Source organism: Bradyrhizobium sp. LHD-71 (assembly GCF_031157255.1).
In the GTDB taxonomy this organism is placed as follows: domain Bacteria; phylum Pseudomonadota; class Alphaproteobacteria; order Rhizobiales; family Xanthobacteraceae; genus P52-10.
On sequence record NZ_JAVIFX010000014.1, the window covers coordinates 87,751 to 110,750 of the forward strand.

Genomic DNA, 23,000 nt, shown 5'->3' on the forward strand with positions numbered 1-23,000 from the left:
ATCTCGCGGGGGCGCGCAAAAGCAATCACAAAAACACTGGGAAGAAGACAAGATGCCCACGGCGACCGCGGCGACGGTGACGGCGGACCCTCCGACGTCCTATGTGATTCAGAACCTGGTTCTCTCGACACTCTCTGCGGCAGATTTCGAATTGCTCCGGCCCCTGCTTGTGCCGGTCGAGCTCAAGCGCAACGCAATTCTCCACGACACCAACAAGCCGGTCGAGGCCGTGCACTTCATCGAGAGCGGTGTGCTGTCCCGGGTTGCGCGAACGCAGCTCGACGGTCCGGTCGAGGTAGCGATGGTCGGGCGGTTCGGATTCGTCGGCGTTTCGGTCGTCCTCGGGACGATGGCGGCGCTCCAGCGCACGGTCGTTCAGGTCCCCGGGCTCGCGCTCAGGATCGATGCGAATGACCTGCAACGCGTCATGCAGCAGTCGCCGTCGATCAGGGATCATCTGCTTCGCTACGTCCAGCTGCTGCTGATGCAGAAGGCGCAGCTTTCGCTCTGCAATGCAAAGCACGAGATCGACAAGCGGGTGGCGCGCTGGATGCTGCTGGCGCGCGAACGCCTGCAGAGCGATCAGCTTCCCGTGACGCACGATCTGCTCGCTTCGATGCTGGGCGTAAGGCGGCCTGGCGTGTCGGAAGCGCTCGCCGCACTTGAATCCGAGGCGATCGTTCAGCGATCGCGCGGGTCGCTCCAGATCCTGGATGTGGAGAGCCTCAGGCACAAGAGCTGCGAGTGCTACAGGATCATCCACGACAGGTTCGGGATGCTTCGCGAGATGAACCAGCACGAGCACGTGCTGGAGATCGGCGAGGATTAGTCGGAGATTCTGAGCTGATTCCGCGGTCATGCCCGCGCAGGCGGGCATCCAGTAACCCGCAGCGTTGGCGATAAGAGCGCTGAGGCTCTGGAATGTTAGGTCCCCGCCTGCGCGGGGACGACGCCGAATGTGTGTTGTCGACTTTACAAGCACGAAAAGAAAAATCCCCGGCAGGTTGCCCTGCCGGGGATTGTCGTTTGCTGAGGTCTGATCAGGCGATCAGAAGAAGCGTCGAACCGAGAAGATGCCCGAGAACACGTCCTGATCCTTGATCTCGTAAGACGCATTCGGCTTGAAGCCGGCGATTATCGGCTGGTTGTAGACCACATTGTCGCCGTGGCTCACGCTGTGGTTGGTCCACATGAACTCGACACCGATCGTCAGGTCGCGAACCGGACTCCAGTACGTGCGGCTGCCGACGCCGACGACACGGTAGTCCCAGTTGCAGGCGCCGGTGTTGGAGACATTGACGCCGGCCGCATTGGTCAACGTGCCGGACGAGCTGCCGACCCCGAACCGCGAGCACAGGATCGCATTGGCCGTGTCGCTGTAGTCGAGGAACTGCGCTCCGCCGAACACCGATGTCCGCCACTCGGCGTTCCAGCCGTGCTCGAAGGCGATCGATCCGCCATAGGCGGTCGTCAGCTGCTGGCCGGTGGGACCAACCGCGACGCCCGCGCCGTTGCGCGCCGTCGAGGTGTACACCGAGTCGAAGACGTAGCTGCCGACAATGCTTCCATATGCGCCGAGGCCGTTCGCACCGCCGTAGATGCCGAACGCCGAGCCCTGGCCGATGTTGGCGAACACGTCGGTGGTGGCGCCCTTCGAATACGTGCCGCCGATGTACAGTGCATCTCTGACGCCGGTCGGCATGTTGAACTTGAAGGCCGCGTTCACGCCGCCACCGATCTTGTCGGACGGGGCGCCGGCGAGCTCGGAGCAGCCGCCGAGCTGAACCGTGGTCGTGCTGGAGACGCCGCCGCAGTTATAGGCGACGTGGTTATTGACGATCATGCCGGACAGGTGGAAGCCGCCCCAGGCCTGGTCGATGCGGAGCTGACCGACGATCTCCGGCCAGGTGTTGCCGCCGCGCGTCTCGAGGCCTGGTGAGAGGCCAATGATCGTCAGCGGGTTGGCGCCGTTGTAGTTGCCGCGCTTGCGCTCCTTGCCGTCTTCCAGCGACAGGGTGCCGGACACGCCGTTGCCGAACTGGTGCGTATAGGCGGCAACGAAGCGGCCGCCGGCCGTATCTGGATTGCCGAGCCAGCCGGTGCCGCTCCACTTGTAGGCGTAGGCCCACGGGTTGTCGAAGTACGACGTGCCGGCGCGGCCGATCGTGAAGCCGCCCCACTGGATGATGCCCGAGTCGATCGCGACGACGCCGGCGCTCGAGCCGACGCCGGAGGACGTGAGGCCGGTCGGCGTGTTGACCTCGGCGCGCACCACCGAGAACGTGCGCAATGTGCCGAACGCGGTCTGCGTGCGCGTATCGACGTTGGTGAACACGCGGCTACGTGTAAAGAAGATGTCCCGGTCGCGGGTCTGCGTGTTGTTGCCGTTTCCTGTGTTCCACGACTGCAGGTGCGTCGCACGTGCATTGAAATTGATCTCGGCGCGGATATGGCCGCCGATGCGGATACAGGTGTCGGTACCCGGAATATAATAAAATCCGGCGCCGTACAGAGAGCAGACCTTCACATATTCGACCGGCTTGGCCTTCATCGGAAGATCGGCTGCCTGCGCCCCCGTCAGTGCGACGAGTCCCGCCGCAGAGCCGAGGAGTAGGCTCCTAACCATCGTCATTTCAGAACCTCCAAAGTTTGCGTTTCCCCATCCCGCTTCGCGCTTCTCGAACCCCCGCTTCGGCGCGAGCGACTTTTGAGCGAACCTTGACGGGACGATTCGAATTGTTTCCAAATCGCACTTCGGACGATGGTGCAGGCGCCTGCAAAGGGCACTTGGGATGTCGGTCTGAAAGCAGACGGATCGGAATACTTTCCGGAAGTGAAGCGCAAAAGACGCAAGAAAGCGTACCGAGACGGGAACGCCTCCGAAGCCGCGCCATAAAAAACGCCAGAAGGCCGCGCAGGGGGCATCCCACGCGGCCTCATCTTTGGAAGTTGACGTTGAAGCCTGAAGCCCAATTCGTCGCGTCAAGCATGACAATATTCGCGCGACGACGCAGCAGTTAACTCGGTCTCGAAACAGACCGAGCGGCAAGTTTTCCGCTCACAAGAGCAAACGTAGCTTTCTAATCCGGCCAGCTCGACGGAATTGATTTGTCCTTCGTGTCTTCCGGTTGCACGGGTGGTGCATGCTCCAGGGGCGGTGCGTGGGTCGCGCTGCTGCTCTCCTGAAACAGTTGCCAGATGTGGCTGATCTGGCCCTCGACCATTCGCAACTCTTCGACTGTCAGCGCAGCCGCGCTCAGGATCGCATCGTTGGATTTGCCTTGCGGCGAATTGCACACCGCCACAAGGAACTCCTTCACCTCCTCGGTGCACTGCTCAGCCTTCTGCAGCATTTCGCGATAGTCCGGTTCCGTTGGCATCGTGTTCTCCCGTTGCCGTTGGAGCAAGGCGCGCGTTCTGCGAGAGCCTGCGGGCTTCATCGCCTTGCGATTGGAACGCGCCACCTGCGATCCAGGCCCGGAACGCCTTCCTTTCACGTCAGGCAAATCCGCCTCGCAGGAATGCTTTGAAAGCCAACGCCGGCCCGTGAGCTTGGTTTCCTCGCGTCACGGAACCGGGTCCAGGTGGGGACCTACGAGACGGAGGTCGCTTCCCGCAGGAGATCGAGCGGTGTCCACGGCTTGGGCAGGAACGTCGCCCCGTCGGGCAGCGAAGGTGGAAACTGATCGCCCGAGGTCACCACCACTTTTGCGTCAGGATACCTGACATGTACGAGGTGAGCGAGGTCGGCACCGGTCAACACGCCGGGCAGGACCGCGTCGGTGAAAATGAACGTTGGCGGCTGGTCACGCGCTTCCAGCACGGAAGCCGCGGCTTCGGCGCTGGTGCACGGAATGACCTCCATCTCGCACTCTTCGAGCAGCATTGCCGCAAAGTCTCTCTGGCCTTCGTCCTCTTCGACGACAAGCGCAATAGGCATCAATTGTCCCATCTCTGAACCTCCCTTAGTTGGGCTAATTCAGGAACTCTCCAGGGGTTCACTATTCTTGACGGTTAATTCGGCCGCGTTGCGGTGCGACCACTATTGCAGACGGGCCGGCAGCTGCGCATTCACCGCGGCCTCGAGCTGGCGCGCCAGCGCGATCACCCGTTCATCGCTCGAACTGCTTGCGCAAGTCGCAAACTGATTGACGGATTTCACCAGCGCCGCCTTTTCCTCATCGCTGCGGGTGACGTCCGGATGAGACAGGGCAAGCACGATCTCGCCGAGGCGGATGAGGATCTCGTCGATGGCCTGGTCGAACATGGCGGCTTCCCCACGGATTGTCGGAACCAATCCACGACGGGTACGCGCCGTTCCACCCGAGGCCGCGCACGGTAAACGGCGTCTTAAGCGGTCTTCGATGTGAGCGCCGTCACGGTTTTGCAGGCGCATGCTCTGGCATCCTCCCGTCATCGCAGGAGAAGGACCACGCCCATGAAGACCGTTATCGCAGCGACACTGGTTCTTGTTTGCCTTATCGAGTCCGCGCCTGCCTTCGAGGCTCCGAATATCGACGGCCTGGAAGGTGTTCAGCAGATGCTGCGAAGCCACGTCGGCAGGCGTGGCCAGCAGCGTGTGCAGCAAGGCGAGGAACGCCAGCAGAGATCCCGCACAGGCGGAATGCAGGGCATGATCAAGGGCATCACGGCCGGAGACACTTCGGGTCTTCAGGACATGATGACGTCGTTCGGCCAGTAAAACGAGCCGTTACGGTCTCTGCGTGTGTCTGAACGACAAACCCCGCCGATCAGGCGGGGGTCTTGCGTCGTCGGTAACTGTCTCGTGCCAGTGAGCATCCGATCAGCGCGAGGCTTGCCGCCACGACGGCGATCGGTACAGCCACCACAAAGAGAACACTGAAGCCTGTTGCGACTGTCATTGCGGTCCCTCCAAGCGCGAATCAGTCTCTGCCTGATTCGTTTGCCTGTCCACGGGCCGCAGCGGAGTGGCGCCTGCACTTCTATCCGGATGACTATCGCGGCGTTGCAGGCGTCGTTACAACACTGAAGAAAATTGCAACGAGCCATTGGCAATGCAGAAACGGTGATGCGCTGGTTCGCAGTTGCCGAACGTTTTTGGGCGGCGAACGCATCCCGGTGGCCCGCGGCGAGATGCCGACAGTTGCCACGACCAGGCTTGAGCTTTCTTGCCGGAACCCGGCGCCGGGCCGTCCATTGTTATCTCCCGCCGTGCGGCGGACTGTGCACGAATCTTGCTTTGCTGTTGGACGCAACAAGTCGTTGGAGGATGCCATGATCTACGCGGCGTACGTCCCGAGCCAGGAAGAGGTGGTTGCGGAGCAGGCGTTCAGGATTGCATGGGACTATCTGATCGGCAGCGGCTATGAGGACTGCGTGCCGCATCAGGTGGCAGTCGTCGGCTACATCAACGAGCAGATCGAGCGCGGCGTCACGCACAAGCTGGTGCTCGCCAACAAGGCGATCATTGCCTTCGAAAAGGCCAAGGCGGAATTCGCCAGCTAGTGTCCTGATCGAATCCGAAGTTCGCGCTGAGCTCGCTGCAAAGTATAGCGAACTTCGGATTCGGGACACTAGGCCCGGCCGGCAGAACCTCGAATTCGCGGCCGAAGTGTCTGACGATTTTAAGCTGAATTTCCTGTTGCTGTGCATCACGCACTTGTTCCCAGCGGGCCGGAACGACCCGATCCGGCTGGCAGTTAAGCCTCCAAATGGAGGCGATGATGAAGAAGCTCATCATTTCCCTTGTAGCCGGTTGCGTTGGTTTGTCGTCGGTTGCCGCCAACGCGACGACGCTGACGCTTACGAGCAAAATCGTCGACAACGGCTGGGAAAAGGTGCGCATGAATTGCGACCAGTTCGGCCGCTGCTGGAAGGAGCGCGGTCCGCGCAATGCGCTGCTCGACAGCTACAACTATGCGCCACCGCGCCCCGGCGCCTTTGCGCCCACCGGCAGCGTCAGGATCGGGCCGAGCTTCTGGTAACCGCCGACGCGCGCGGCTGAGCGCGCGTTGGTTCTGCTTCAGGCAGCGAGCGGGCGCTTGGCCAGACGGTAGATCATGAAGGCCTCGACCCAGATCGAGTGTCTTTCGATTTCCTGCCAGCCGAAGTTCGCCTCGCGCGCCAGCGTCTCCATCAGCACGACGTCGGTGTCGGACGACAGCAGCACGTACATCACGCCGTCGTTCGCCAGGTGCCGGTACGCCTGATCGAACAGGCTGGTGATATCGCGATAGGAGGGGCCGGCATGCCAGGCCCGGTCCGCCATGTCGCGTGGCTCGCCTGAAAAGGACGGCGGGCTGGAGATGATCACGTCGACGATCTCGTCAGCTCTCGCAGCCGAGAGAAGATCGGAAACGCGCGCCGACACGACGGCCGAGAGGCCGTTCATCGCCGCGTTCTTTTGCGCAGCGCTGACGGCGGCCGGGTTGATGTCGAGCGCGAGCACCGATCGCGCACCGGCCCGTGCGGCCGACAGCGCCAGGATGCCCGAGCCCGTGCCGACCTCGATGACGGACTTTCCGGCCAGGTCAAGCGAGCGCAGGAAGGCGGAGAAGATCCGGCTGGTGAGGAATATGCCGGGATGAAACACCGAAGGCAGAACGACGAGCTGAAGGTCGCCGACGCGAACCGTGCGCGTCCGCTTGCTGGTCAGGATGAAATTGTAGGACGCCCAGTGAACGAATTTGCGAAACAGTTGGCGGGGCAGACTATAGACCTGTGGCGCGCCACGGCGCGCAAGAAGTTCGCTCATGTTTCCATCCCGCCCGGCGATTGCTATTTTCTAATCCGGGCCAAAGTCGCACAAGTGGTTGTGAAGTTCTACCGGGCGAAGACGCGGCAATGAGTCAGCCCCCGCCGCCAGTCTTGGGCCTGCGGCCGGTGTCCTTGTTCAGCGGACCGGTGCGCTTGCGTTGCAAACCGTCGGGCAGCGGATGTCCGGCTTCCGCCGGATCGAGCACGCCATGATCGCCGTCGTTGCGCGACAGACTCTCAGGCACCGGCTTGCCGTGATCGGGGAGGATTGCGTCGTCTTCAGGCACCACACCCGGCGCGGCATCACCGAGCTGCATCCTCTCGCCGTCGGTCGGATGCTTACGCACTTCCTGCGGCTGGTGTGCGGTGTTCGGGTCGAACCGTCCGCTCTTCAGTTCGCGTCGCAGCTCGCCGCGATCGTCGCTTCCGGCTGGCGCCGCTTCAGGCGGCATCTTCGTTCCCCATTGCACCGTGTTGCCCGGGATCGTCTCGTCGGTCTTTGCGGCCATGCTACGTGCTCCCTTTAGGCATCAATGGATCGCATCGCACGAAGTTCCGCGAACGCGCCGCCGCAACTCCTCAGTTGCGGCGGCGTTGCCTATTCAAGGGAGAAACGCCATGACGAAGATGCCGCCAGTTCCACCGGAGCAGCGCAAGCGCAAGGGTCCGGCTGAGGTCTATCAGGATGTGAAGGAAACGGAGCCGTCCGAAGTTCTGCGAGATTTCGAGAAGGAGAACGCGGAGCAGAAGGGCCAGCAAGGCAACATCCGTCAGAACACGCGCAATCAGGGCTATCGGCAGGACCGATAGTAAAAGTCTCCGGGGGAAGAGGCCAGCGCGACTCCCGTTACGCGCGATCTTCAGGACAAGGGCGGTCGTCAGCAGGGTGGGCCCCGGCGTCAGGACGGTAGGATCGCACTGGCGGTCCTGCCGCCCGCCCTTGATCGGCTCTATGGCGTGCGCCACATTCAGTGGCATGCGTACGCCGCGTGACCTGGCGAACCGGATGAAGCACCGCGGCTCGGCTGCGGGCGATGATGGATTCCATCGCGAGACCTTCACGCTGCCGCGCGAGCAGGCGCGGCTGAAGGCAAAAGAGCAGTTCCGCAAATTTCCCAGCGCCGCCTACATGACCAGTATCGAAAGCTGGCGCGTGCTGCCCGGTGACAGGATCGAGTTCACCATGCGGCGGCTGAAGAGCGCGGATTAAGGCGCGGACAGCGTCCGTTGCACCTTGTACAGCCAGCACGCCTCGCCCCAGAATCGGCAATCCGAATCGCAAAGGGGGCCAACATGGCGAAGCGGAAGAAGAAAATGTCCGTCATGCAGGCGGGCAAGAAAGCCTTTGCCTATCTCGTCAAGCGCGGCCTCTGGCGCGCGCGGTGAGGTGGTGTTCGCGGTAGCTCCGCCACGCGTTCAGCCATGTCCCCTCTCCCCGGCGGGGAGAGGGTTAGGGTGAGGGGGGTCCGGCGGTAGTGTTGCGACGATCTCTTCGAGCACGCCATCGATGTTGCCGAGCACATCGTTGTTCCAGAAGCGAAGCACGAGATATCCCGCCGCTTCGAGAACCTCAGTACGTTTAGCGTCGGCTGCGACTCGAACGGCGTGCTGTCCACCATCCACTTCGATGATCAGGCGCGCGTCGGCGCACAGGAAGTCGACGACGTATCCGCCGACGGGTACCTGACGCTTGAATTTCCAACCGCCAAGCCGGCGATCACGGATGTGGTGCCACAACGTCCGCTCGGCATCGGTCAAATCGCGACGGAGCCGTCTGGCTAAGTTGGTGGGGCGCTGTGCTCTCGCCATTGGCTCCGAGTCCCCCTCACCCTAACCCTCTCCCCGGCGGGGAGAGGGGACATTCCGAGTGCGCGGCTACGCGTGCTCACAATCGAACCGCGACCGCCCTCATTTTCACCCGCTACTGCACCATCGGTGCGACCTGCGGGATGACCTCGAGTGTGCCGCGATAGATCATCTCCAGCGAGACATAGAGGATCACCGCGAGACCGACATAGGCGATCCAGCGATGGTTCTGCAGCAGGCGGGCGATGAACGCAGCTGCGATACCCATCAGCGCGATCGACAGAGCGAGGCCGAACACCAGCACCCAGGGGTGCTCGCGTGCGGCGCCTGCGACTGCGAGAACGTTGTCGAGCGACATCGACACGTCGGCGACGATGATCTGCCAGGTCGCCTGCGCCAGTGTCTTGCGCGCCGGCTGTCCCGCGAGACTGTTGTCTGCGTCGCCTTCCACCGCGTCGACCGCGTCTTCATTCCTGCCGTGATCGGCCCGCAGCTCGCGCCACATCTTCCAGCAGACCCAGAGCAGCAGAATGCCGCCGGCGAGCAGCAGGCCGACGATCTGCAACAATTGCGTCGTCACGGCCGCGAAGCCGATACGCAGCAGCGTCGCGGCGATGATGCCGATCAGGATCGCCTTCTGGCGTTGCTGGGCGGGAAGGCCGGCGGCTGCGAGGCCGATGACGATTGCATTGTCCCCGGCCAGCACCAGGTCGATCATAATAACTTGCGCCAGCGCGCTCAGCGCCTGCGCGGAAAACAGTTCGGCCATCATCGGTCCAGATCCACTCTTAGTCGGCTGGTTGTCATTGAGTTGGTTGTCATTGCGCTGGTCGTCACAGGGCGTGCGTCAGCATTTGTTCGGGCAGGGAGTCCGAACGGCGATCGCTATCGGGCGGGCGAAACACGCCGGCCGACGCCGACGTGGCGCAAGCGCGCGCGCCGCCACGATGATGCGAACTCAGACGATGACAACGGGTAGTTCCGCAGTACGTGGTACTGCAAGACAGATAGGGCAAGGGGCCACTCCATTTTACGGATTCCAGTCCGACATCGCAGCTAAAGCTGCCAGAGGGGCCCGGCCTGGCAAAGATGATTTCAGTTTATCGTTGCATCAATACCTGCACATCCCAGTGAGTTAGTGATCGCCGCGGCTTTCGACCAGTCGGACCAGTTGGTCCGGATCGATCGTCGCTGCGACGAAGAATCCGATCAGCGTCAGCGCGCCGGCGACATCCGCATACGTAACCTGTGCGGAAGCGACCTGCGTGCCCTCCACTCGGCGGCGGCGCCAGGCAACCGTGCCGATGCCGGCGGCAAGCACGAGAAACAGCGTCGCGACGAGAGGCATGACCATGTCGGGCGGCAGCATTGCCTGCGACACGCTCCAGGTGGCAAGGGCAATTATTGTCGCACCCAGGAATCCCGCCTGAGGGCCGGAGACGGCGCCGCGGAGTTTTTCCCACTGTGGTCTGAGAGACCGGATCGGATCGTTATTCCGTCCTGACGGCATTTGGTCGTCCAGTCGAAACCTGTTCTTCGAACATTAGAACTGTGATAGTTTAGTAATTATGAAACTTGCGTCAAGCCTGCGGAACCGCAAACACGCGGGCATCTGGTTGAAGGGACTGAGGGAGAAGGCCGGGTTGTCGCAGGTCGAACTCGCGCGCCGGCTGCGCTTCAAATACTACTCTTTCATCTCGCAGGTGGAGACCGGCTTCAGCCGGGTGCCGACCGAGAAGATGGAGGATTGGGCGAAGGCGCTCGGTGTCGATCCCACACATTTCGCGCGGCATCTGACCTCGTTCTATGATCCGGAGTTGCACCGGCTGTTGTACCGGCCGAAGTCGCGCCGCTCGCGCGCCGGATAAATTTCCGTCAGCGACAGTGCTTCGCTCTTTTGACGAATGCTTTTGAAGCCGTCCCTGCGAAAGCAGGGACGCATGACCACGGCGTCAAAAGTCTTCGCGCAAGCGTGGGCTCACGAAAGGCAACGCGCACGTCGCGTATGACACGGCGTATGGGTCCCTGCTTTCGCAGGGACGGCTTGAGATGCTTGCTGACGAGAACGCTTGCCGACGCCGCGTAGCCCCTTGCGGATCATATCCCTATGCGCCAGTCACGATGAGAGACGTGTGTTCATTCGAACGCTGCGTCACGCTGTTCAGCAAGCATCTCGTGGTTTTTTCAGCAAAGCAAAATTGAACTGCATTGTCGCCAAGCGGAACCTCACGGCCGTGTGACGAGACGCGTTCATGCGATGGGGAACGTGGCCGCTGCCGGGTCATTGTCCTCGCTCAACCACGTGGGAGCAAATCATGAAACTCAAGATGCTTGCTAGTGCGGCTGCTATTGCCGTGCTGGTTGGAACACCGGCTGTTGCGCAGCAGACGGAGAGGTTCGCCGGCCCGCAACAGCAGAGCCCGAGTATGACGGGCGGGCAGCGGATGCAGAGCCAGTCTCAGTATGGCTCTCAATCCGGCTCGTATTACAACAGCGGGCGGCGAAGCGGGATCGCTCCTGTCGACGCTGCTGCCGGCGTCGCAGGCGCTGCGGTTGGCACCGCGGGCGCGGTCGCGACGGCGCCGCTCCGTGGCGACAGCTACGCCTATCAGGGCCAGACGATGACGCCGCGCGCGCAGCGCCAGGCGAGGAGCATGCGCGGACAGTACCGCGATAGCCAGGCCTACTACACTGGCCAGCGCGGCAGCCAGGCCTACTCCGCTGGAAGCGGTCAGGCCTATTACGGTGGACGCGGCCAGGCGTACTACGGTGGTAGCGGGGTCGCGCCGCTCGATGCAGCCGCCGGCGTAGTCGGCGGAGCAGTTGGCACTGCGGCCGCAATCGCAGCATCGCCGTTCACCAACGCGGGCTACGGCTATCGTGACAGCTACGCTTACAGCCCGGGCGTCGTCACGAACGGTGGCTACGGTGTCGACTACAACGGACCGTACTGTGCGCCGGGCACCTTCGTCATGATGGACGGCGAGCCCGTGCCTTGCCAGTAATGGTCAGGCTCTGAACCCGTGCTGGAGGCCGCATGGACAGTCCATGCGGCCTCTCTGCCAATTGGTGAAGCGAATGACCGATCGCGACACCGCCTCCGGGCGCTTCTGGCGTCCAAAACTTCAGGTCCGATGGATCGTCACGGCGGCAGGCGCCGTTGCGATGATCCTGATTGCGGCTGTGCTGATCTTCAACGTCATCACGTCGCCGCAACCTCTTGCCCAGCTGATTACGCGCGACGCTCCGACGAACACCGGGCGATAAACCCGAGGTTTGCGTCGTCCCCGCGGGTATGACGGCGGAGACTCAGCTTAAAGCGATCACGGTGCAGGTCTCTGCTTCGCAGGGACGACGCTGAATGCTTGACAATGACGGCTCAATTCGTCGTCGAATTCGTCAACAAGCGCGACAAATGACGTGATATGGTCCGGCCCGGCTGAAATGCGGTCAAGGGAGGCGCCAGTGTCGCACGATCGTTCCACCGTCGAGAAAGTGATCCAGCTCTATTTCGACAGCCTTTACGAGGGCGATGCTGAAACGATGGGAGAGGTCTTTCATCCTTCTGCCGACCTGCGCTGGCTGGAGAAGGGCGAGTTGCAGGTCTTGAACGTGCCGGACTGGCTCGACCGCATCCGCAAGCGGCCTTCGGGCAAGGCGGAAGGCAAGCCGCGCGAGGATTTCGTCGTCACGATCGATCGCTCTGACGAGTCCACCGCCTTCATCAAGGTCCGCTGCCAGCTTCCGCCGCGCTACTTCACCGACTACCTCGTCGCCATGAAGCTCGCCGACGGCTGGAAGATCGTCTCGAAGTCCTATCGATACGATTTGAAGGAGTGAGTGCGGTCACGCCGTGACGGCCTGGGCTTCCCGCATCAGGTCGAGCGGCTTGTACGGCTTGCGCAGGAAGGTCGTGCCTTCGGGAAGGGTCGGCAGCAGATCCTTGCCCGATGTCACGATCACCTTGATCTTCGGAAATTTCTGGTCGGCATGTTTCGCGAGCTGCGATCCGGACATCTCGCCGTTCAGGCGCACATCGGTCACCATCAGTGACAGGTCATGTCCCACTTCCTCGAGAATGATCATCGCCGCCTCGGCGGTGTCGCTCTGCAGAACGTCGAAGCCGCTGTCCACGAGAATGACATTGATCAATTGCCGCTGCAGCTCGTCGTCCTCCACCACCAGCGCGTAGCGTTTGGCTTGCGGCATGATCGCCTCCTTCAGAAATCGCCCCGCTCGAAGTGACAACGCCGCTCATGGGAATCAGTTCTTACGAGGGTCCCGCCAGGCTTAAGCAGGCGCCAATGCCCGCAACCGAGTTTGCGTAAAATATCCGTCGATCCATTAGTATTCGCTGCAAGCTCGTATATAGTCGGCGAATAATTTCACAGGTGGGCATCGTGAATTTGAGACGCACGACGATTGCGGCGCTCATGATTTTCGCGGCCGCCCATGTGTTCGCCCTCAACGCGGATGCGCAGGAAGGTCAGGCAACCGTCTGGCCCACGAACGGCTGGCAGACGTCGACGCCGGAAGAGCAGGGCATGAGCTCTGAGGCGATCGCACGGCTGGTCGACGACGTCGGCATGTACAAGCAGGATAGCCTGCTGGTCGTCCGCAACGGCAGGATCGTGGCCGACGCCTATTACGCGCCTTACGTCGCCGGCATCAGGCACGATCTGCGATCGGTCACCAAGAGTGTCGTCGGCACGTTGATCGGCATCCTCGTCCAGCAAGGCAAGGTCGGGCTCGACCGACCGGTGGTCGATCTCTATTCCGATGTCACCATCGCGAACGCCGACGAGCGCAAGCGGGCGATCACGCCGCAGCACCTTCTCGACATGGCGTCAGGCATCGAATGGGTGGAGCGTCGCTATACGCCGGATGAAGCGATCTGGCGGATGCACAAGAGTCCGAACCCGATGGAGTTCGTTCTGAACGAGCCGATGGCGCAGATGCCTGGAGCAAAGTTCAACTATAACGGCGGCAACACCTACCTTTTGTCGGCGTTGATCAACAGGACGACCGGTCAGAACGCGCTGGAGTTTGCGAAGAAGGAGCTGTTCGCGCCGCTCGGAATTACCGATGTCCGATGGCCCTGGACCGACAAGCAGGGCATCACCAACGGCGAAAGCGGATTGTTTCTGGCGCCGCATGATGTGGCGAAGATCGGTTACCTTTACCTGCGCAACGGCATGTGGGACGGCAGGCAGGTCGTTTCCGCGTCCTGGGTCGAGCGGGCGCGGAAAGGGCAGGTCGATACCGATTTTGGAAAGTATGCGAACCTGTGGTGGTCGTTGCCGGCCCGGGACACGTTCATGGCGCTTGGCCGGCACGGACAGTTCATCGTCGTGCTGCCGAAACTTGATGTCGTCGCCGTCATGACCGGCGTCGTGCCCGATGGCGAACAGCGCTATCCGCTGCGCAAGCTGATAGATCACCTGCACAATGCGGCTCGATCCGACAAGCCGCTGGAGGCTGACCGTGAAGGCGAGGTGCTATTGAAGGCGGCGCTGCTTGCGGCCGCAACGGAAAAGCAGACGAACGTCTCGCCGGCATCGGAGTTGGCCGGCACGGTCTCGGGCAAGACGTGGCGCTTTGACGACAACGCGCTGTTTGTGCGGACGGTCACGCTGAGTTTCGATGAAGTCGAACCGCGGTTTGGATTCACGACCTATGCCGCGCGAGATGGCGGCCCCGGCGCAGTCTATTCGGAGCCGCTGGGGGTTGATGGCCGCTCACGCGGCAAGCGGGCCGACTATGCCGTCGTCGCCAACAAGGCGGCGTGGCTGGATGGCCATACGTTCGAGATCCAGCGCCGTTTCCTTGGTAACGGCCAGCTGGCATTCTGGACGTTCCACTTCGATAACGACAAGCTGAAGCTCCGTTTCAGAAACACCGATGGCTTCTCGACGGAGCTGAGCGGCGAACGGGTGAATTGACGCGCGTTCCTCCAGCGTGGACCGATAGCTTCCGCGCGTGCTATGTACGCAGGCGTTGAGGATGACGAACATGTTGGTTGGCTGCTTTCGACCCTGAAGGTTGCCTGCACGCGCTTTGAATTCCAGAGTGTGCTTTTCCTGCTCAAGGCCTCTCCATGAACGCTCCATCCGTGGCGTCAGACGCGCCGATCGCCTCGTTCGTTCCCGAGCTCGACACCATTGCCGCCGCCGCCATGGCCGACTGGAAGGTTCCGGGCGCTGCCGTTGCGGTGGTGCAAAATGGCAAAGTCATACTGCTCAAAGCGTATGGCCAGCGTGATGTCGAAGCGAACCTGCCGGTCACCACCGGTACACAGTTCCTGATCTGCTCGATCACCAAATCATTCACTGCCACCGGCATGGCGCTCTTGCACAACGAGAGACGTCTCGATTGGACCAAACCGGTGCGCGACTACATCCCTGAGTTTCGCCTGCACGATCCGGTGGCGACCGAGCGGATCACCGTGGGCGATTTGCTGTGCCACCATTCCGGCTTGCCGCGTCATGATTGGGTGTGGATGCCCGGCGATATATCACGGGATGAGATGCTCACCGCCATGCGGCACCTCGAACCGAGCCGCGACATCCGCGCGGCCTGGCAGTACAACAACCTCGGCTACAACATTGCCGGGGCGGTCATCGAGCGCGTCACCGGTACGAGCTACGAAAGCTTCATGCGGAAGCGGCTCACAGACAAGCTCGGCATGTCCGTCAGTTTCACCGTCGATGCGCTTGCCGCGGCGGAGGATGCGGCGGTGCCCTACGCGATCAACGAGAATACGGTGTTGCGGACGAAGTATTGGCCCATCACCTCCACGGCGGCTGGAGCGATCAACACGTCGATCACAGACATTGCGAGCTGGCTGCAACTGCATCTCGACAAGGGCAAGTTCGACGGCGAGCAATTGCTGCCGGCAACCTCGATCGCGGAGTTGCATGCTCCGCGTGCGTATGTCGCTGCGCCGGAGTTCGCCGAGTTCGGACCGTGGCATTACGGCCGGGGCTTTGTCTCGACGACCTATCGCGGCGATCGTCTGGCGTCTCATTCCGGTGGCTGGATCGGCTGGGGTACGCTGATGACCGTTCTGCCGGAGAACGGGATCGGCGTCGCCGTCTTCACCAACCGCAGTTCAAACCCGGTAACCGATATCCTGACGCGATACATCATCGATCGGCTGCGGGGCCGGGAGACTGTCAATTGGCTCGAAAGATACGGTGAACGGCGGCGCAAGGCGCTGGCGCAAATCCAGACCGACAAGGACGCGAGGCAGAAAGCACGCCATCAAAATACCCGGCCCTCGCGCGTGCTTGCAGACTACGCCGGAGACTACGAGCATCCCGCCTATCGGGTGATGTCGGTCACCGAGGAGGGAGGCGCGTTGCGCTGGGCCTGGCGTGGTATGTCGGGAGTGCTTGAGCACCGCCACTATGAGACCTTCGAACTGCCGGAGGTGCCGGATAGATTGTTTCCCGACCGGCTCCCCATCACGTTCTCGACCGATCGTGATGGCAATCTCGTCAGCCTGTCGGCGCCACTTGAGCCGATGGTCAAGGACATCGTGTTTGTGCGTCGCGCCGTCGGTGACTGCACGGATCCGGCGTTTCGTCAGGCGTGCATCGGCGTGTTCACGACTGGCGCCACCACGCATCAGGTAACGCGGGATGCCGATGGCAATCTCATGCTGAAGCCTGATGACCAGCCGGCCTATCGGCTGGCGCCGCATCAAGGGCGGAAATTTCGCATCGTCGAACTGGACGGCTACGTCGTGGAATTTCTCGGTGAGGATGCTCGCGTCGACGAAATCATCTTCCATCAGCCGAACGGCACGTTTCAGGCGAAGCGGGTGGAGGCCGCCACACCGCAGGAGCCGCCCGTCAGCTCGCCTTGATCCCGAGCTCCTTGATGAGCCGGGCGTACTTTTCGGAATCGGCGCGTGCGACCTTGCCGAGGTCTTCCGGGGTGCCGCCGATCGGCTCGACCACGCCCTTGGTGAAATTCTCCAGCAGCTTCGGATCGGTGAGGGCCTTGTTCATCTCGCTGTTGAGCCGCGCGATGATCGCGGGTGGCGTGCCTTTCGGAACGAACGCGCCGTACCAGGCGTCCAGCACCATGCCCTTGAAGCCTGCTTCCTCCAGTGTCGGCACGTCTTTCAGGATCGGTGACCGCGCCGAGGCCGATTGCGCCAGCAGCCGCAGCGTGCCGGCGTCATAATGCGGCTTCAGCGCCGTCGGTCCGAGGAAGGCGATCTTCACATGCGCGGCGATCAGGTCGTTGATCGCCTGACCGGCGCCACGATAGGGCACGTGATCGAGCCGGATGCCGGCCTCGCGCTTGAACCACTCGCCGACCACATGCTGGTTGGTGCCGACGCCCGAGGTCGCAAAGCCGAGTCCCGGGTTGGCCTTCACATGCGCAATCAGCTCGGCGACGTTCTTCACGCCGAGGGTGGAGTGCACCGCGAGGATCTGTGATTGCCGTCCGAGATAGCAGACCGGGACCAGCTCCTTGGTGTAGTCGTGCGCCAGACCCATGATGTGCGGCGCGCTCGCCGCGTTGTCGTTGGTGATGAGCACCGTGTAGCCGTCCGGCTCGCTCTTCATGGCGAGATCCATGCCGAGCGTTCCACCGGCACCGGTGCGGTTTTCGACGACGACCTGCTGACCGAGCGTGCGCGTCAGGACGTCACCGACCTGCCGCGCGATGAAATCGATGGCGCCGCCCGGCGCCAGCGGCACGATGAAGTGCACGTTCCGGCCCGGCCAGTTGCCCTGCGCCATCGCGCGTGAAGGGGCCATCGCGCCCGCCATGGTGAGCCCCGCGGCCGCTCCCGCAATGAACCCGCGTCGCCCGATGCTGGCCATGCCGTTCCTCCCAGACCGAGTTTTTATTTTTTTGATTTGCGGCAAGCTTCTCGTATTTCAGCGCCTGCCGCAACAGCGGATGCAACGCAAAAGGCCAGGCGCTGTCACGGGCCGCAAGGCGAGCCCGGATCCAGGCGGGACGATTCCCCGCGATGCGCTTTGCGTCAGTGCGCGGGGCTTTTGCTTCAGTGGGCGGGGCTCGGCGTCGGGCGCTGGAAGCGCAGCCAGATCACTGCGGCCGCGGCGGCAAGGATCAGCAGCACCGAGAACCAGTTGAGCGGGTACCAGCCCCAGCGATCCTGCAGGAAGCCGGCCATGAAGCTCGACGTCGCCGTGGTGCCGAACACAAGGAAATCATTGAGCGCCTGGCTCTTGCCGCGTTCGTTCGGCCGGTAGCAGGTCGTCACCAGCGTGGTGGCGCCGACGAACAGGAAGTTCCAGCCGATGCCGTTGAGGGTCAGCGCGATGCGGAAATTCCATTCCGTCATGCCGCTGAGCGCGACCGCGACGCCGGCCAGCATCAGCGCGGCGCCCCAGGCCATCACGGTGGTGGTGCCGAAGCGGTTGATCAGGTTGCCGGTGAAGAACGACGGCACGAACATGCCGAGCACGTGCACGAAGATCACCCAATGCGCTTCCGCGTGCGGAAATCCGCAGCCGACGATCGCCAGCGGCGATGCGCTCATGATGAAGGACATGGTGCCGAACGCCAGCATGCCGGCGACGGCCGAGGCGATGAAGCGCGGCTGGCTCGCGATCTCCCACAGCGGACGCGGCGGCGCCAGCACCTCGGCCTCGACCGCGGGTGAGGCCGAGGTGGCGACCGCCGGAAACTTGATGAACGACATGATCGTGAACACGACGATGTGCAGGCCGAGGATCGCCGCGTAAGTCGCAAGGTAGAGCGGCATTACGAGATCATGGGTCACGCGCACGAGGCTCGGGCCGATGACGGCTGCGGCGACGCCGCCGGCCGTCACCCATGAGATCGCCTTGGCGCGGTAGTGCATCGGCACCAGCTCGGCGGCGGCGAAGCGATACATCTGCAGGCAGGCGACGGCGTAGCCGAGGATCAATCCGCCGCCGCACATGGCGAGGAAGTTGCCGGTGAACAGCCCGAAGCACATGACGATCGCGCCGGCCATGCCGAACAACGAGCCGACGCGGAAGCCGATGCTGCGTCCGACGCGCTGCATCAGCAGCGCCGCCGGGAACACCCAGAGCATCACGCCGATGTGCTGCATGGTGACGGGCAGGTTGGCGAGATCAGGCCGGTGATAGAAGGTGATGACGGACAGTCCGGTCGCCGCGAACATCATGGTGTTGCAGGACTGGCCGACAGCCTGGCAGCACGTCAGCAGCATCAGGTTGCGGTACGCAGGCCGGTCGAGACGTTGCGGCTGTTCGGGCTTCGGTGCGTCAACGGATTGCGGCGCGCGATCGGTCTCCGGCTTGAGCCCGGATTTTGGGTTTATTGCATCCATTCTTCTTGGGCCCGGCTCCGACAACCATGCGCGGGGTTGACGCCTCTCGGCGCGCGCACCCGCGATCGAGAAGCGTGTACTACGCAATCGCAGATTTGGAGAGGATTTTTGCTGCCTGAGCCCCAGTCAGGAGGAGGGTCTGCTATGCCGGAGGTGACGCCCGGTTTGCTGGCTTTATGACGCGGCCGCGAGCACGGGCAGGGTGGCGTCGCGGTCGGCGAGCGCGGTCCACGCTTCGTCGAGTTCGGCGGTCACTTCGCCGGTCGCCAGCAGACTGTCGACGGTCCGTTCGAACAGTGTCTGCGCCTCGGCTGTCGTCCGTTGCCATTGCGTACGCGCCGCATCGCGCGCGCGGTTCGCGCGCGGCCCGGTGACGCCGAGCAGCGCGTGCATCGTCGCATCGAACTCCGCCTTCTGCCGACGCGTCGCCTGGTCGAAGTACCAGCCGGCGTCCTGCTCGGCCGCCCGCACGCGGCGCTGCGCATCTGCGGCCGCGTGGGCCGTCCAGTCGTCCTGCAGGTGGTTTCGCGTGTAATACGACATTGCTTTCGCCGGGAACTTTTTCGGAATCGCCGAAACAGTTCCAGTCGAAATTTTGCAAAATCAGAAACAAGCTGTGTGCAAACCTGTGAACAACGCCGCCGCCGATTCGCGAGGTCCTATCGCCGCCGCGCGACCTTGGCCGGTTTGCGGTTGGCGATGCGGGCGATCTGCCCGGCGCGGATGACGAGGTAGATCTCGCCGATCCATTCGAGCTTGACGTTCTCGATCGGCTTGGCGTTCCAGCTCGTCAGCGTCGCCACCGCGCGGGTCCTGCCCTGCGTGATCGTCTTCAGATAGCGCCGGCCGTCCTTGGTGCGCACCGTGGCCTCCTCACCGTAGAACGTTTCGGTCGCGCGCTTCTGCTCGGCCCAGACCACGACGATGTCGCCGGAATCATAGCGCGGCATCATCGATTCGCCCTTGACTTCAAAGGCGATCAGCTCGCCCGGCAGCGCGATCGGCACGCGCACGGTGCCGAGGTCGTCGGCGACCACCTGCTCGTAGTCCGGCTCGATGTCGCCGCCGGCGCCGACCCGTCCCATGATCGGCACGCGGTCGAGCTCGAGATACTCGACGATCAGCGGCAGCTCGTTGGCGCGGATGTTGCGATCGCCGGCGAGGATCTCGGTGATCGCCGAATTGCGCAGCCCGAGATGCGTGGCAAGTCCGCCCTTGCTCTTACCCGTGCGCTTCAGCGCATCGATCATCTGCTTGGGGGTGATCATGAACGTCCTCTTTATTCCCACATGGCGGCCCATCTTTCTGTGTTTCAGAAAAAATAGCAATGCGGAAAATCAGAAATATGCTTGACTGGAATTTCGCTGCCCTTGAAACTATTCCCATGAACCCGGCAGCAAACATCATCGCGCGTCTCGGCGGCGAGGCGCAGGTCTCCTTCATCACCGGCACGGCCTACACCGCGCCCTACCGCTGGCAGGCGGCGAGGGCGAAGGGCGGCACCGGCGGCGTCATTCCGCAGCGCCATCACCGCAGGCTGATCGACCACGCCCGCGCCAACGGCATTCCGCTCGACGCGGAAGAATTCCTGCCGGCGAGCAACAAAGACGAGGAGACGCCCAGATGATGACGGTTGCGGGCGGGGACAATGAGGGCCTCGCATGACGATGCTTGATCTCCTGCAACAGGCGCGCAAGGCGCGGCTGCAACGCATCGCCTCGCGTGCGGTCGCGCAGACGCCGTCTGCAGCTACAACGACGACTGCAGGGGCTGTGAAGTGGAGTCCGCCCGCGCCCGGCGCCGATCGCCAGTACGAGCGCGCGTGGGCGGTGGAGATCCTCGGCGCTTCCGGCAAGGCGAGGTCTGCCAAACCGGCGGTCAGCGACATCCTGCGCGCCGTCGCGCGCCACTATGACGTTCGCCGCGACGACCTGCTCGCGACACGCAGGACGCGCGACGTGGTTCGGCCGCGCCAGGTCGCGATGTATCTCGCGAGGCAGCTCACCGCGAAGAGCTTTCCCGAAATCGCGCGCAGCTTCCGCCGCGACCACGCCACCGTCATCCATGCCGCGCGCACGGTCTCACGGCTGCTCGCGCACGATGACGAACTCGCCGCGGATATCGCCCGTATCCGCGAGATGCTGGAGGACTAGATGGCGCGCATCCGAACCATCAAGCCGGAATTCTGGAGCAGCGAGCAGGTGATGAACTGCGAGCCGCTGGCGCGCCTTCTGTTCATCGGCCTGTGGAATTTCGCCGACGATCTCGGCCACATCCCGAAGTCGCTGCGCACCATCAAGGCGCAGGTGTTTCCCGGCGATGCGATCGAGCCGGCCGAGATCGAGCGCCTGCTGGCGCAGCTCGTTCAGAACGCCTTGCTCGTGGAGTACGTCGCCGAGGGCCGGGCCTATCTCGCCGTCACCGGCTGGAAGAAGCATCAGAAGATCGACCGACCCTCGGCGCGATATCCCGTGCCGTCCACCGAACCTTCGACGGACCTTCAGCGAGCGCTCGCCGAGCCTTCGCTTGCGGAAGGGAAGGGAGAGGAGGGGAGTCTAGTCGAAACGAAGGGAAGCGAAACGGACGCGGGCGCGCGCGAACTTCGATTGATTGCAGATTTGCAGGCGGGAATCGCCAGGGCCTTCGCGGCGGCAAATGCGCCGGGCGTGCCCGACACCTCGCGCGCGGCGATGTGGATCAGCCAGGGCTACGAGGCCTCGATCATCCTTGCCGTCGTCACCGAGCTTCTGCAGCGCAAACCGTCGATCAGCTCGTTGAACTACTTCGATCCCGCGATCCGCGAGGCGCACGCAAGCCGGACGCCGCGCCGCATCGAGGTCGGCCCGGAGCCGCCGAAGGACTGGGACAAGCAGGTGCAGCGCTTCAAGCGCGGCCTTCCATGGACGACGAGGATCTGGGGGCCGGAGCCCGGACTGGGCGGCTGTCAGGTGCCACGCGAGATCCTCGAACGATACGGCTACATCACCCCGAAAAAACCGGAGAATGCAGGTTGAAAGCAAAACGCAGAAAGCCGTCGGCGCCGTTCGCGCCGGCATCAGTTGCAGTGCATGGCCGCCGCGCGGCCAGGATGAGGCTCCAGGCGGACACTGCCGAGATCGAGGTCGATGATCCGCATGCGGCGCGTGCCGGCGAGAAGATCACGGTGCTGCGGCAGTTGCGCAGCGATCCGCTCGCGCGGCTGCACAGCCATCGGCAGATCGACGAGGCGCAGTATCGCGCCGGCCGCGCCTTCCAGCGCGACTGGGAGGTGGCCGAACGCGGCGTCCACGCGATCGATCTCACCCGCGAGCGCGTCGACGGCGGCCAGACACCCGAACCCCTGTCCGAGCGGCAGGCCCGCGCCCGCAAGCGTCTGATCGAACGCGAGCGCGTGCTCGGCCGCACCATGCACCGCGTGATCCATGCCGTGCTCGTCGACGGTCTCAGCATGGAGCTGCTCGCCCAGCGCCTGTTCAACCGCGAGGGCGAGGTGGCGGCGAAATACTACGGCCGCCTGTTTCGCGACGCGCTGGACGTGCTCGCGGTCGAATACGGCCTGGCGGGGAGGGCATGATGGGACCGGTCGTTGACACGATGTGTCACTGCCGCCTTGCGGCGGCGACGTCACCACCGGTCGCTGCCACGCCGCGAGCCGCGCAGGCGGTGAAACGCATGCTGGTGTTCGTCCTGCTCGGGCCGCTGGTCGCGGGCATCATCCTCGGCGACTGGGGTTTCTTTCTCGGCATGCCGCTGGATCAGGCGCTGTTCGTGCTCCACTGGAGCGTGGTCCTCTCCTACATCTTCGGCGTCGTCCCGGCGTTCCTGACCTCGCTCGTCGATATCGCGCTGGCAAGGACCCGCATCGGATCATGGCCGCGCGCCGCCATGGCCGCGCTCGGCGGACTGATGATCAGCGGCAGCGTGCCGTCAGCCTTCGCGCAGATGGCCGCACTTCACGGAAGCAGCGCCAGAAGCTTCATCGCCGTCGGCCTTCTCGGCGCGGTGTGCGGCGGCGTGTGCTCGTATGTCTGCGGACGGGATGAGGGGCGCGGCCCGGATGAACGGGCGGCTTCGCGGATATGACGACTGTCATTCTTCGCGCACTCACAAATCGCTTGCCAGAGGGTGT

32 protein-coding genes are annotated in these 23,000 nt (G+C 63.1%); 17 read left to right on the forward strand and 15 right to left on the reverse strand.

Annotation, left to right across the window (positions count from 1 at the left end):
* The first annotated feature begins 52 nt into the window (after positions 1–52).
* Complete coding sequence (locus tag RCO31_RS16945; protein WP_308969598.1) at positions 53–829, forward strand: Crp/Fnr family transcriptional regulator; 777 nt, start codon at positions 53–55, stop codon at positions 827–829.
* A 219-nt stretch (positions 830–1,048) separates the two neighbouring features.
* On the opposite strand, the gene RCO31_RS16950 is transcribed toward RCO31_RS16945, so the two are convergent.
* From RCO31_RS16950 to RCO31_RS16965, 4 genes are all read right to left on the reverse strand, one after another.
* Positions 1,049–2,632 carry a porin gene (locus RCO31_RS16950; protein ID WP_308969599.1) on the reverse strand — a complete coding sequence of 528 codons (1,584 nt, stop codon included), beginning with the start codon at positions 2,630–2,632 and terminating at the stop codon, positions 1,049–1,051.
* Between the two features lie 448 nt (positions 2,633–3,080).
* Positions 3,081–3,380 (reverse strand): hypothetical protein, encoded by a 300-nt coding sequence (locus RCO31_RS16955; RefSeq protein ID WP_308969600.1) that lies wholly within the window; start codon positions 3,378–3,380, stop codon positions 3,081–3,083.
* Between the two features lie 212 nt (positions 3,381–3,592).
* Entirely contained in the window at positions 3,593–3,940 is a 348-nt protein-coding gene (locus RCO31_RS16960; protein ID WP_308969601.1) for a response regulator, read from the reverse strand.
* A gap of 102 nt (positions 3,941–4,042) precedes the next feature.
* The gene (locus RCO31_RS16965; RefSeq protein ID WP_308969602.1) at positions 4,043–4,396 is read right to left on the reverse strand and encodes a hypothetical protein; all 354 of its coding nucleotides are present in this window, start codon (positions 4,394–4,396) and stop codon (positions 4,043–4,045) included.
* Positions 4,397–4,438: 42 nt separating this feature from the next.
* Between RCO31_RS16965 and RCO31_RS16970 the strand changes: the two genes are divergently transcribed.
* Positions 4,439–4,702 carry a hypothetical protein gene (locus RCO31_RS16970; RefSeq protein ID WP_308969603.1) on the forward strand — a complete coding sequence of 88 codons (264 nt, stop codon included), beginning with the start codon at positions 4,439–4,441 and terminating at the stop codon, positions 4,700–4,702.
* Positions 4,703–4,751: 49 nt separating this feature from the next.
* On the opposite strand, the gene RCO31_RS16975 is transcribed toward RCO31_RS16970, so the two are convergent.
* Positions 4,752–4,883, reverse strand: a complete 132-nt coding sequence (locus RCO31_RS16975; protein ID WP_308969604.1) for a hypothetical protein — start codon at positions 4,881–4,883, stop codon at positions 4,752–4,754.
* Between the two features lie 373 nt (positions 4,884–5,256).
* On the opposite strand from RCO31_RS16975, the gene RCO31_RS16980 reads away from it, so the two are divergent.
* Together RCO31_RS16980 and RCO31_RS16985 are read left to right on the forward strand one after the other, a co-directional pair.
* Complete coding sequence (locus RCO31_RS16980; protein WP_308969605.1) at positions 5,257–5,487, forward strand: hypothetical protein; 231 nt, start codon at positions 5,257–5,259, stop codon at positions 5,485–5,487.
* Between the two features lie 218 nt (positions 5,488–5,705).
* Positions 5,706–5,966 carry a hypothetical protein gene (locus RCO31_RS16985; RefSeq protein ID WP_308969606.1) on the forward strand — a complete coding sequence of 87 codons (261 nt, stop codon included), beginning with the start codon at positions 5,706–5,708 and terminating at the stop codon, positions 5,964–5,966.
* Positions 5,967–6,004: 38 nt separating this feature from the next.
* Here RCO31_RS16985 and RCO31_RS16990 read toward each other — a convergent pair whose 3' ends face one another.
* Positions 6,005–6,736 (reverse strand): 50S ribosomal protein L11 methyltransferase, encoded by a 732-nt coding sequence (locus tag RCO31_RS16990; RefSeq protein WP_308969607.1) that lies wholly within the window; start codon positions 6,734–6,736, stop codon positions 6,005–6,007.
* 94 nt (positions 6,737–6,830) lie between these two features.
* Positions 6,831–7,247, reverse strand: coding sequence for a hypothetical protein (locus RCO31_RS16995; protein WP_308969608.1), 417 nt, complete (start codon positions 7,245–7,247; stop codon positions 6,831–6,833).
* 109 nt (positions 7,248–7,356) lie between these two features.
* On the opposite strand from RCO31_RS16995, the gene RCO31_RS17000 reads away from it, so the two are divergent.
* The gene (locus RCO31_RS17000; protein ID WP_308969609.1) at positions 7,357–7,548 is read left to right on the forward strand and encodes a hypothetical protein; all 192 of its coding nucleotides are present in this window, start codon (positions 7,357–7,359) and stop codon (positions 7,546–7,548) included.
* Positions 7,549–7,744: 196 nt separating this feature from the next.
* Positions 7,745–7,948 carry a hypothetical protein gene (locus tag RCO31_RS17005; protein ID WP_308969610.1) on the forward strand — a complete coding sequence of 68 codons (204 nt, stop codon included), beginning with the start codon at positions 7,745–7,747 and terminating at the stop codon, positions 7,946–7,948.
* 206 nt (positions 7,949–8,154) lie between these two features.
* Here the strand turns inward: RCO31_RS17005 and RCO31_RS17010 are convergent, their stop codons facing one another.
* The 3 genes from RCO31_RS17010 to RCO31_RS17020 all read right to left on the reverse strand — a co-directional run bounded on the left by RCO31_RS17010 (position 8,155) and on the right by RCO31_RS17020 (position 10,054).
* Complete coding sequence (locus tag RCO31_RS17010; protein ID WP_308969611.1) at positions 8,155–8,547, reverse strand: endonuclease domain-containing protein; 393 nt, start codon at positions 8,545–8,547, stop codon at positions 8,155–8,157.
* Positions 8,548–8,659: 112 nt separating this feature from the next.
* On the reverse strand, positions 8,660–9,313 hold the full coding sequence (locus RCO31_RS17015) for a TerC family protein (protein ID WP_308969707.1): 654 nt from the start codon (positions 9,311–9,313) through the stop codon (positions 8,660–8,662).
* Between the two features lie 366 nt (positions 9,314–9,679).
* Entirely contained in the window at positions 9,680–10,054 is a 375-nt protein-coding gene (locus RCO31_RS17020; RefSeq protein WP_308969612.1) for a hypothetical protein, read from the reverse strand.
* 58 nt (positions 10,055–10,112) lie between these two features.
* Here RCO31_RS17020 and RCO31_RS17025 point away from each other — a divergent pair, with 58 nt between their 5' ends.
* From RCO31_RS17025 to RCO31_RS17040, 4 genes are all read left to right on the forward strand, one after another.
* Positions 10,113–10,412 (forward strand): helix-turn-helix transcriptional regulator, encoded by a 300-nt coding sequence (locus RCO31_RS17025; RefSeq protein WP_308969613.1) that lies wholly within the window; start codon positions 10,113–10,115, stop codon positions 10,410–10,412.
* Between the two features lie 447 nt (positions 10,413–10,859).
* The gene (locus RCO31_RS17030) at positions 10,860–11,549 is read left to right on the forward strand and encodes a hypothetical protein (protein ID WP_308969614.1); all 690 of its coding nucleotides are present in this window, start codon (positions 10,860–10,862) and stop codon (positions 11,547–11,549) included.
* Between the two features lie 73 nt (positions 11,550–11,622).
* On the forward strand, positions 11,623–11,811 hold the full coding sequence (locus tag RCO31_RS17035) for a hypothetical protein (protein ID WP_308969615.1): 189 nt from the start codon (positions 11,623–11,625) through the stop codon (positions 11,809–11,811).
* A gap of 198 nt (positions 11,812–12,009) precedes the next feature.
* Positions 12,010–12,384, forward strand: a complete 375-nt coding sequence (locus RCO31_RS17040; RefSeq protein WP_308969616.1) for a nuclear transport factor 2 family protein — start codon at positions 12,010–12,012, stop codon at positions 12,382–12,384.
* Between the two features lie 6 nt (positions 12,385–12,390).
* Here the strand turns inward: RCO31_RS17040 and RCO31_RS17045 are convergent, their stop codons facing one another.
* Positions 12,391–12,753 (reverse strand): response regulator, encoded by a 363-nt coding sequence (locus tag RCO31_RS17045; RefSeq protein ID WP_308969617.1) that lies wholly within the window; start codon positions 12,751–12,753, stop codon positions 12,391–12,393.
* Positions 12,754–12,944: 191 nt separating this feature from the next.
* On the opposite strand from RCO31_RS17045, the gene RCO31_RS17050 reads away from it, so the two are divergent.
* Positions 12,945–14,486: a serine hydrolase gene (locus RCO31_RS17050; RefSeq protein ID WP_308969618.1), complete on the forward strand. Its 1,542-nt coding sequence runs from the start codon at positions 12,945–12,947 to the stop codon at positions 14,484–14,486.
* Positions 14,487–14,641: 155 nt separating this feature from the next.
* Positions 14,642–16,414, forward strand: a complete 1,773-nt coding sequence (locus RCO31_RS17055) for a serine hydrolase (RefSeq protein ID WP_308969619.1) — start codon at positions 14,642–14,644, stop codon at positions 16,412–16,414.
* Here the strand turns inward: RCO31_RS17055 and RCO31_RS17060 are convergent.
* From RCO31_RS17060 to RCO31_RS17075, 4 genes are all read right to left on the reverse strand, one after another.
* Entirely contained in the window at positions 16,401–17,387 is a 987-nt protein-coding gene (locus tag RCO31_RS17060) for a tripartite tricarboxylate transporter substrate binding protein (protein WP_308969620.1), read from the reverse strand. The genes RCO31_RS17055 and RCO31_RS17060 overlap by 14 nt on opposite strands.
* 185 nt (positions 17,388–17,572) lie before the next feature.
* Positions 17,573–18,871, reverse strand: a complete 1,299-nt coding sequence (locus RCO31_RS17065) for an MFS transporter (RefSeq protein WP_308969621.1) — start codon at positions 18,869–18,871, stop codon at positions 17,573–17,575.
* Between the two features lie 174 nt (positions 18,872–19,045).
* On the reverse strand, positions 19,046–19,414 hold the full coding sequence (locus tag RCO31_RS17070; RefSeq protein ID WP_308969622.1) for a hypothetical protein: 369 nt from the start codon (positions 19,412–19,414) through the stop codon (positions 19,046–19,048).
* Positions 19,415–19,530: 116 nt separating this feature from the next.
* The gene (locus RCO31_RS17075; protein WP_308969623.1) at positions 19,531–20,139 is read right to left on the reverse strand and encodes a S24 family peptidase; all 609 of its coding nucleotides are present in this window, start codon (positions 20,137–20,139) and stop codon (positions 19,531–19,533) included.
* 116 nt (positions 20,140–20,255) lie between these two features.
* Between RCO31_RS17075 and RCO31_RS17080 the strand changes: the two genes are divergently transcribed.
* Genes RCO31_RS17080 through RCO31_RS17100 form a run of 5 tightly spaced genes read left to right on the forward strand, consistent with a single transcriptional unit; the run spans position 20,256 to position 22,954 of the window.
* Positions 20,256–20,498, forward strand: coding sequence for a hypothetical protein (locus tag RCO31_RS17080; RefSeq protein WP_308969624.1), 243 nt, complete (start codon positions 20,256–20,258; stop codon positions 20,496–20,498).
* Between the two features lie 34 nt (positions 20,499–20,532).
* The gene (locus RCO31_RS17085; RefSeq protein ID WP_308969625.1) at positions 20,533–21,024 is read left to right on the forward strand and encodes a helix-turn-helix domain-containing protein; all 492 of its coding nucleotides are present in this window, start codon (positions 20,533–20,535) and stop codon (positions 21,022–21,024) included.
* Positions 21,025–21,885: a hypothetical protein gene (locus tag RCO31_RS17090; protein WP_308969626.1), complete on the forward strand. Its 861-nt coding sequence runs from the start codon at positions 21,025–21,027 to the stop codon at positions 21,883–21,885. It abuts the gene before it with no gap.
* Complete coding sequence (locus RCO31_RS17095; protein ID WP_308969627.1) at positions 21,882–22,445, forward strand: hypothetical protein; 564 nt, start codon at positions 21,882–21,884, stop codon at positions 22,443–22,445. The genes RCO31_RS17090 and RCO31_RS17095 overlap by 4 nt, the downstream gene beginning before the upstream one ends.
* On the forward strand, positions 22,445–22,954 hold the full coding sequence (locus RCO31_RS17100; RefSeq protein ID WP_308969628.1) for a hypothetical protein: 510 nt from the start codon (positions 22,445–22,447) through the stop codon (positions 22,952–22,954). The genes RCO31_RS17095 and RCO31_RS17100 overlap by 1 nt, the downstream gene beginning before the upstream one ends.
* Positions 22,955–23,000 lie beyond the last annotated feature (46 nt).

Bases quoted from the DNA above. Each gene is read 5' to 3' on its own strand.
- RCO31_RS16965 (WP_308969602.1), bottom strand. From the start codon at position 4,396: ATGCGCCTGCAAAACCGTGACGGCGCTCACATCGAAGACCGCTTAAGA.
- RCO31_RS16945 (WP_308969598.1), top strand. From the start codon at position 53: ATGCCCACGGCGACCGCGGCGACGGTGACGGCGGACCCTCCGACGTCC.
- RCO31_RS17010 (WP_308969611.1), bottom strand. From the start codon at position 8,547: ATGGCGAGAGCACAGCGCCCCACCAACTTAGCCAGACGGCTCCGTCGC.
- RCO31_RS17100 (WP_308969628.1), top strand. From the start codon at position 22,445: ATGGGACCGGTCGTTGACACGATGTGTCACTGCCGCCTTGCGGCGGCG.
- RCO31_RS17015 (WP_308969707.1), bottom strand. From the start codon at position 9,313: ATGGCCGAACTGTTTTCCGCGCAGGCGCTGAGCGCGCTGGCGCAAGTT.
- RCO31_RS17035 (WP_308969615.1), top strand. From the start codon at position 11,623: ATGACCGATCGCGACACCGCCTCCGGGCGCTTCTGGCGTCCAAAACTT.
- RCO31_RS16980 (WP_308969605.1), top strand. From the start codon at position 5,257: ATGATCTACGCGGCGTACGTCCCGAGCCAGGAAGAGGTGGTTGCGGAG.
- RCO31_RS16960 (WP_308969601.1), bottom strand. From the start codon at position 3,940: ATGCCTATTGCGCTTGTCGTCGAAGAGGACGAAGGCCAGAGAGACTTT.
- RCO31_RS17045 (WP_308969617.1), bottom strand. From the start codon at position 12,753: ATGCCGCAAGCCAAACGCTACGCGCTGGTGGTGGAGGACGACGAGCTG.
- RCO31_RS16950 (WP_308969599.1), bottom strand. From the start codon at position 2,632: ATGACGATGGTTAGGAGCCTACTCCTCGGCTCTGCGGCGGGACTCGTC.
- RCO31_RS17065 (WP_308969621.1), bottom strand. From the start codon at position 18,871: ATGGATGCAATAAACCCAAAATCCGGGCTCAAGCCGGAGACCGATCGC.
- RCO31_RS17090 (WP_308969626.1), top strand. From the start codon at position 21,025: ATGGCGCGCATCCGAACCATCAAGCCGGAATTCTGGAGCAGCGAGCAG.
- RCO31_RS17080 (WP_308969624.1), top strand. From the start codon at position 20,256: ATGAACCCGGCAGCAAACATCATCGCGCGTCTCGGCGGCGAGGCGCAG.
- RCO31_RS16985 (WP_308969606.1), top strand. From the start codon at position 5,706: ATGAAGAAGCTCATCATTTCCCTTGTAGCCGGTTGCGTTGGTTTGTCG.
- RCO31_RS17085 (WP_308969625.1), top strand. From the start codon at position 20,533: ATGACGATGCTTGATCTCCTGCAACAGGCGCGCAAGGCGCGGCTGCAA.
- RCO31_RS16990 (WP_308969607.1), bottom strand. From the start codon at position 6,736: ATGAGCGAACTTCTTGCGCGCCGTGGCGCGCCACAGGTCTATAGTCTG.
- RCO31_RS17020 (WP_308969612.1), bottom strand. From the start codon at position 10,054: ATGCCGTCAGGACGGAATAACGATCCGATCCGGTCTCTCAGACCACAG.
- RCO31_RS17055 (WP_308969619.1), top strand. From the start codon at position 14,642: ATGAACGCTCCATCCGTGGCGTCAGACGCGCCGATCGCCTCGTTCGTT.
- RCO31_RS17070 (WP_308969622.1), bottom strand. From the start codon at position 19,414: ATGTCGTATTACACGCGAAACCACCTGCAGGACGACTGGACGGCCCAC.
- RCO31_RS17000 (WP_308969609.1), top strand. From the start codon at position 7,357: ATGACGAAGATGCCGCCAGTTCCACCGGAGCAGCGCAAGCGCAAGGGT.
- RCO31_RS16955 (WP_308969600.1), bottom strand. From the start codon at position 3,380: ATGCCAACGGAACCGGACTATCGCGAAATGCTGCAGAAGGCTGAGCAG.
- RCO31_RS16995 (WP_308969608.1), bottom strand. From the start codon at position 7,247: ATGGCCGCAAAGACCGACGAGACGATCCCGGGCAACACGGTGCAATGG.
- RCO31_RS17075 (WP_308969623.1), bottom strand. From the start codon at position 20,139: ATGATCACCCCCAAGCAGATGATCGATGCGCTGAAGCGCACGGGTAAG.
- RCO31_RS17030 (WP_308969614.1), top strand. From the start codon at position 10,860: ATGAAACTCAAGATGCTTGCTAGTGCGGCTGCTATTGCCGTGCTGGTT.
- RCO31_RS17060 (WP_308969620.1), bottom strand. From the start codon at position 17,387: ATGGCCAGCATCGGGCGACGCGGGTTCATTGCGGGAGCGGCCGCGGGG.
- RCO31_RS17025 (WP_308969613.1), top strand. From the start codon at position 10,113: ATGAAACTTGCGTCAAGCCTGCGGAACCGCAAACACGCGGGCATCTGG.
- RCO31_RS16970 (WP_308969603.1), top strand. From the start codon at position 4,439: ATGAAGACCGTTATCGCAGCGACACTGGTTCTTGTTTGCCTTATCGAG.
- RCO31_RS16975 (WP_308969604.1), bottom strand. From the start codon at position 4,883: ATGACAGTCGCAACAGGCTTCAGTGTTCTCTTTGTGGTGGCTGTACCG.
- RCO31_RS17005 (WP_308969610.1), top strand. From the start codon at position 7,745: ATGAAGCACCGCGGCTCGGCTGCGGGCGATGATGGATTCCATCGCGAG.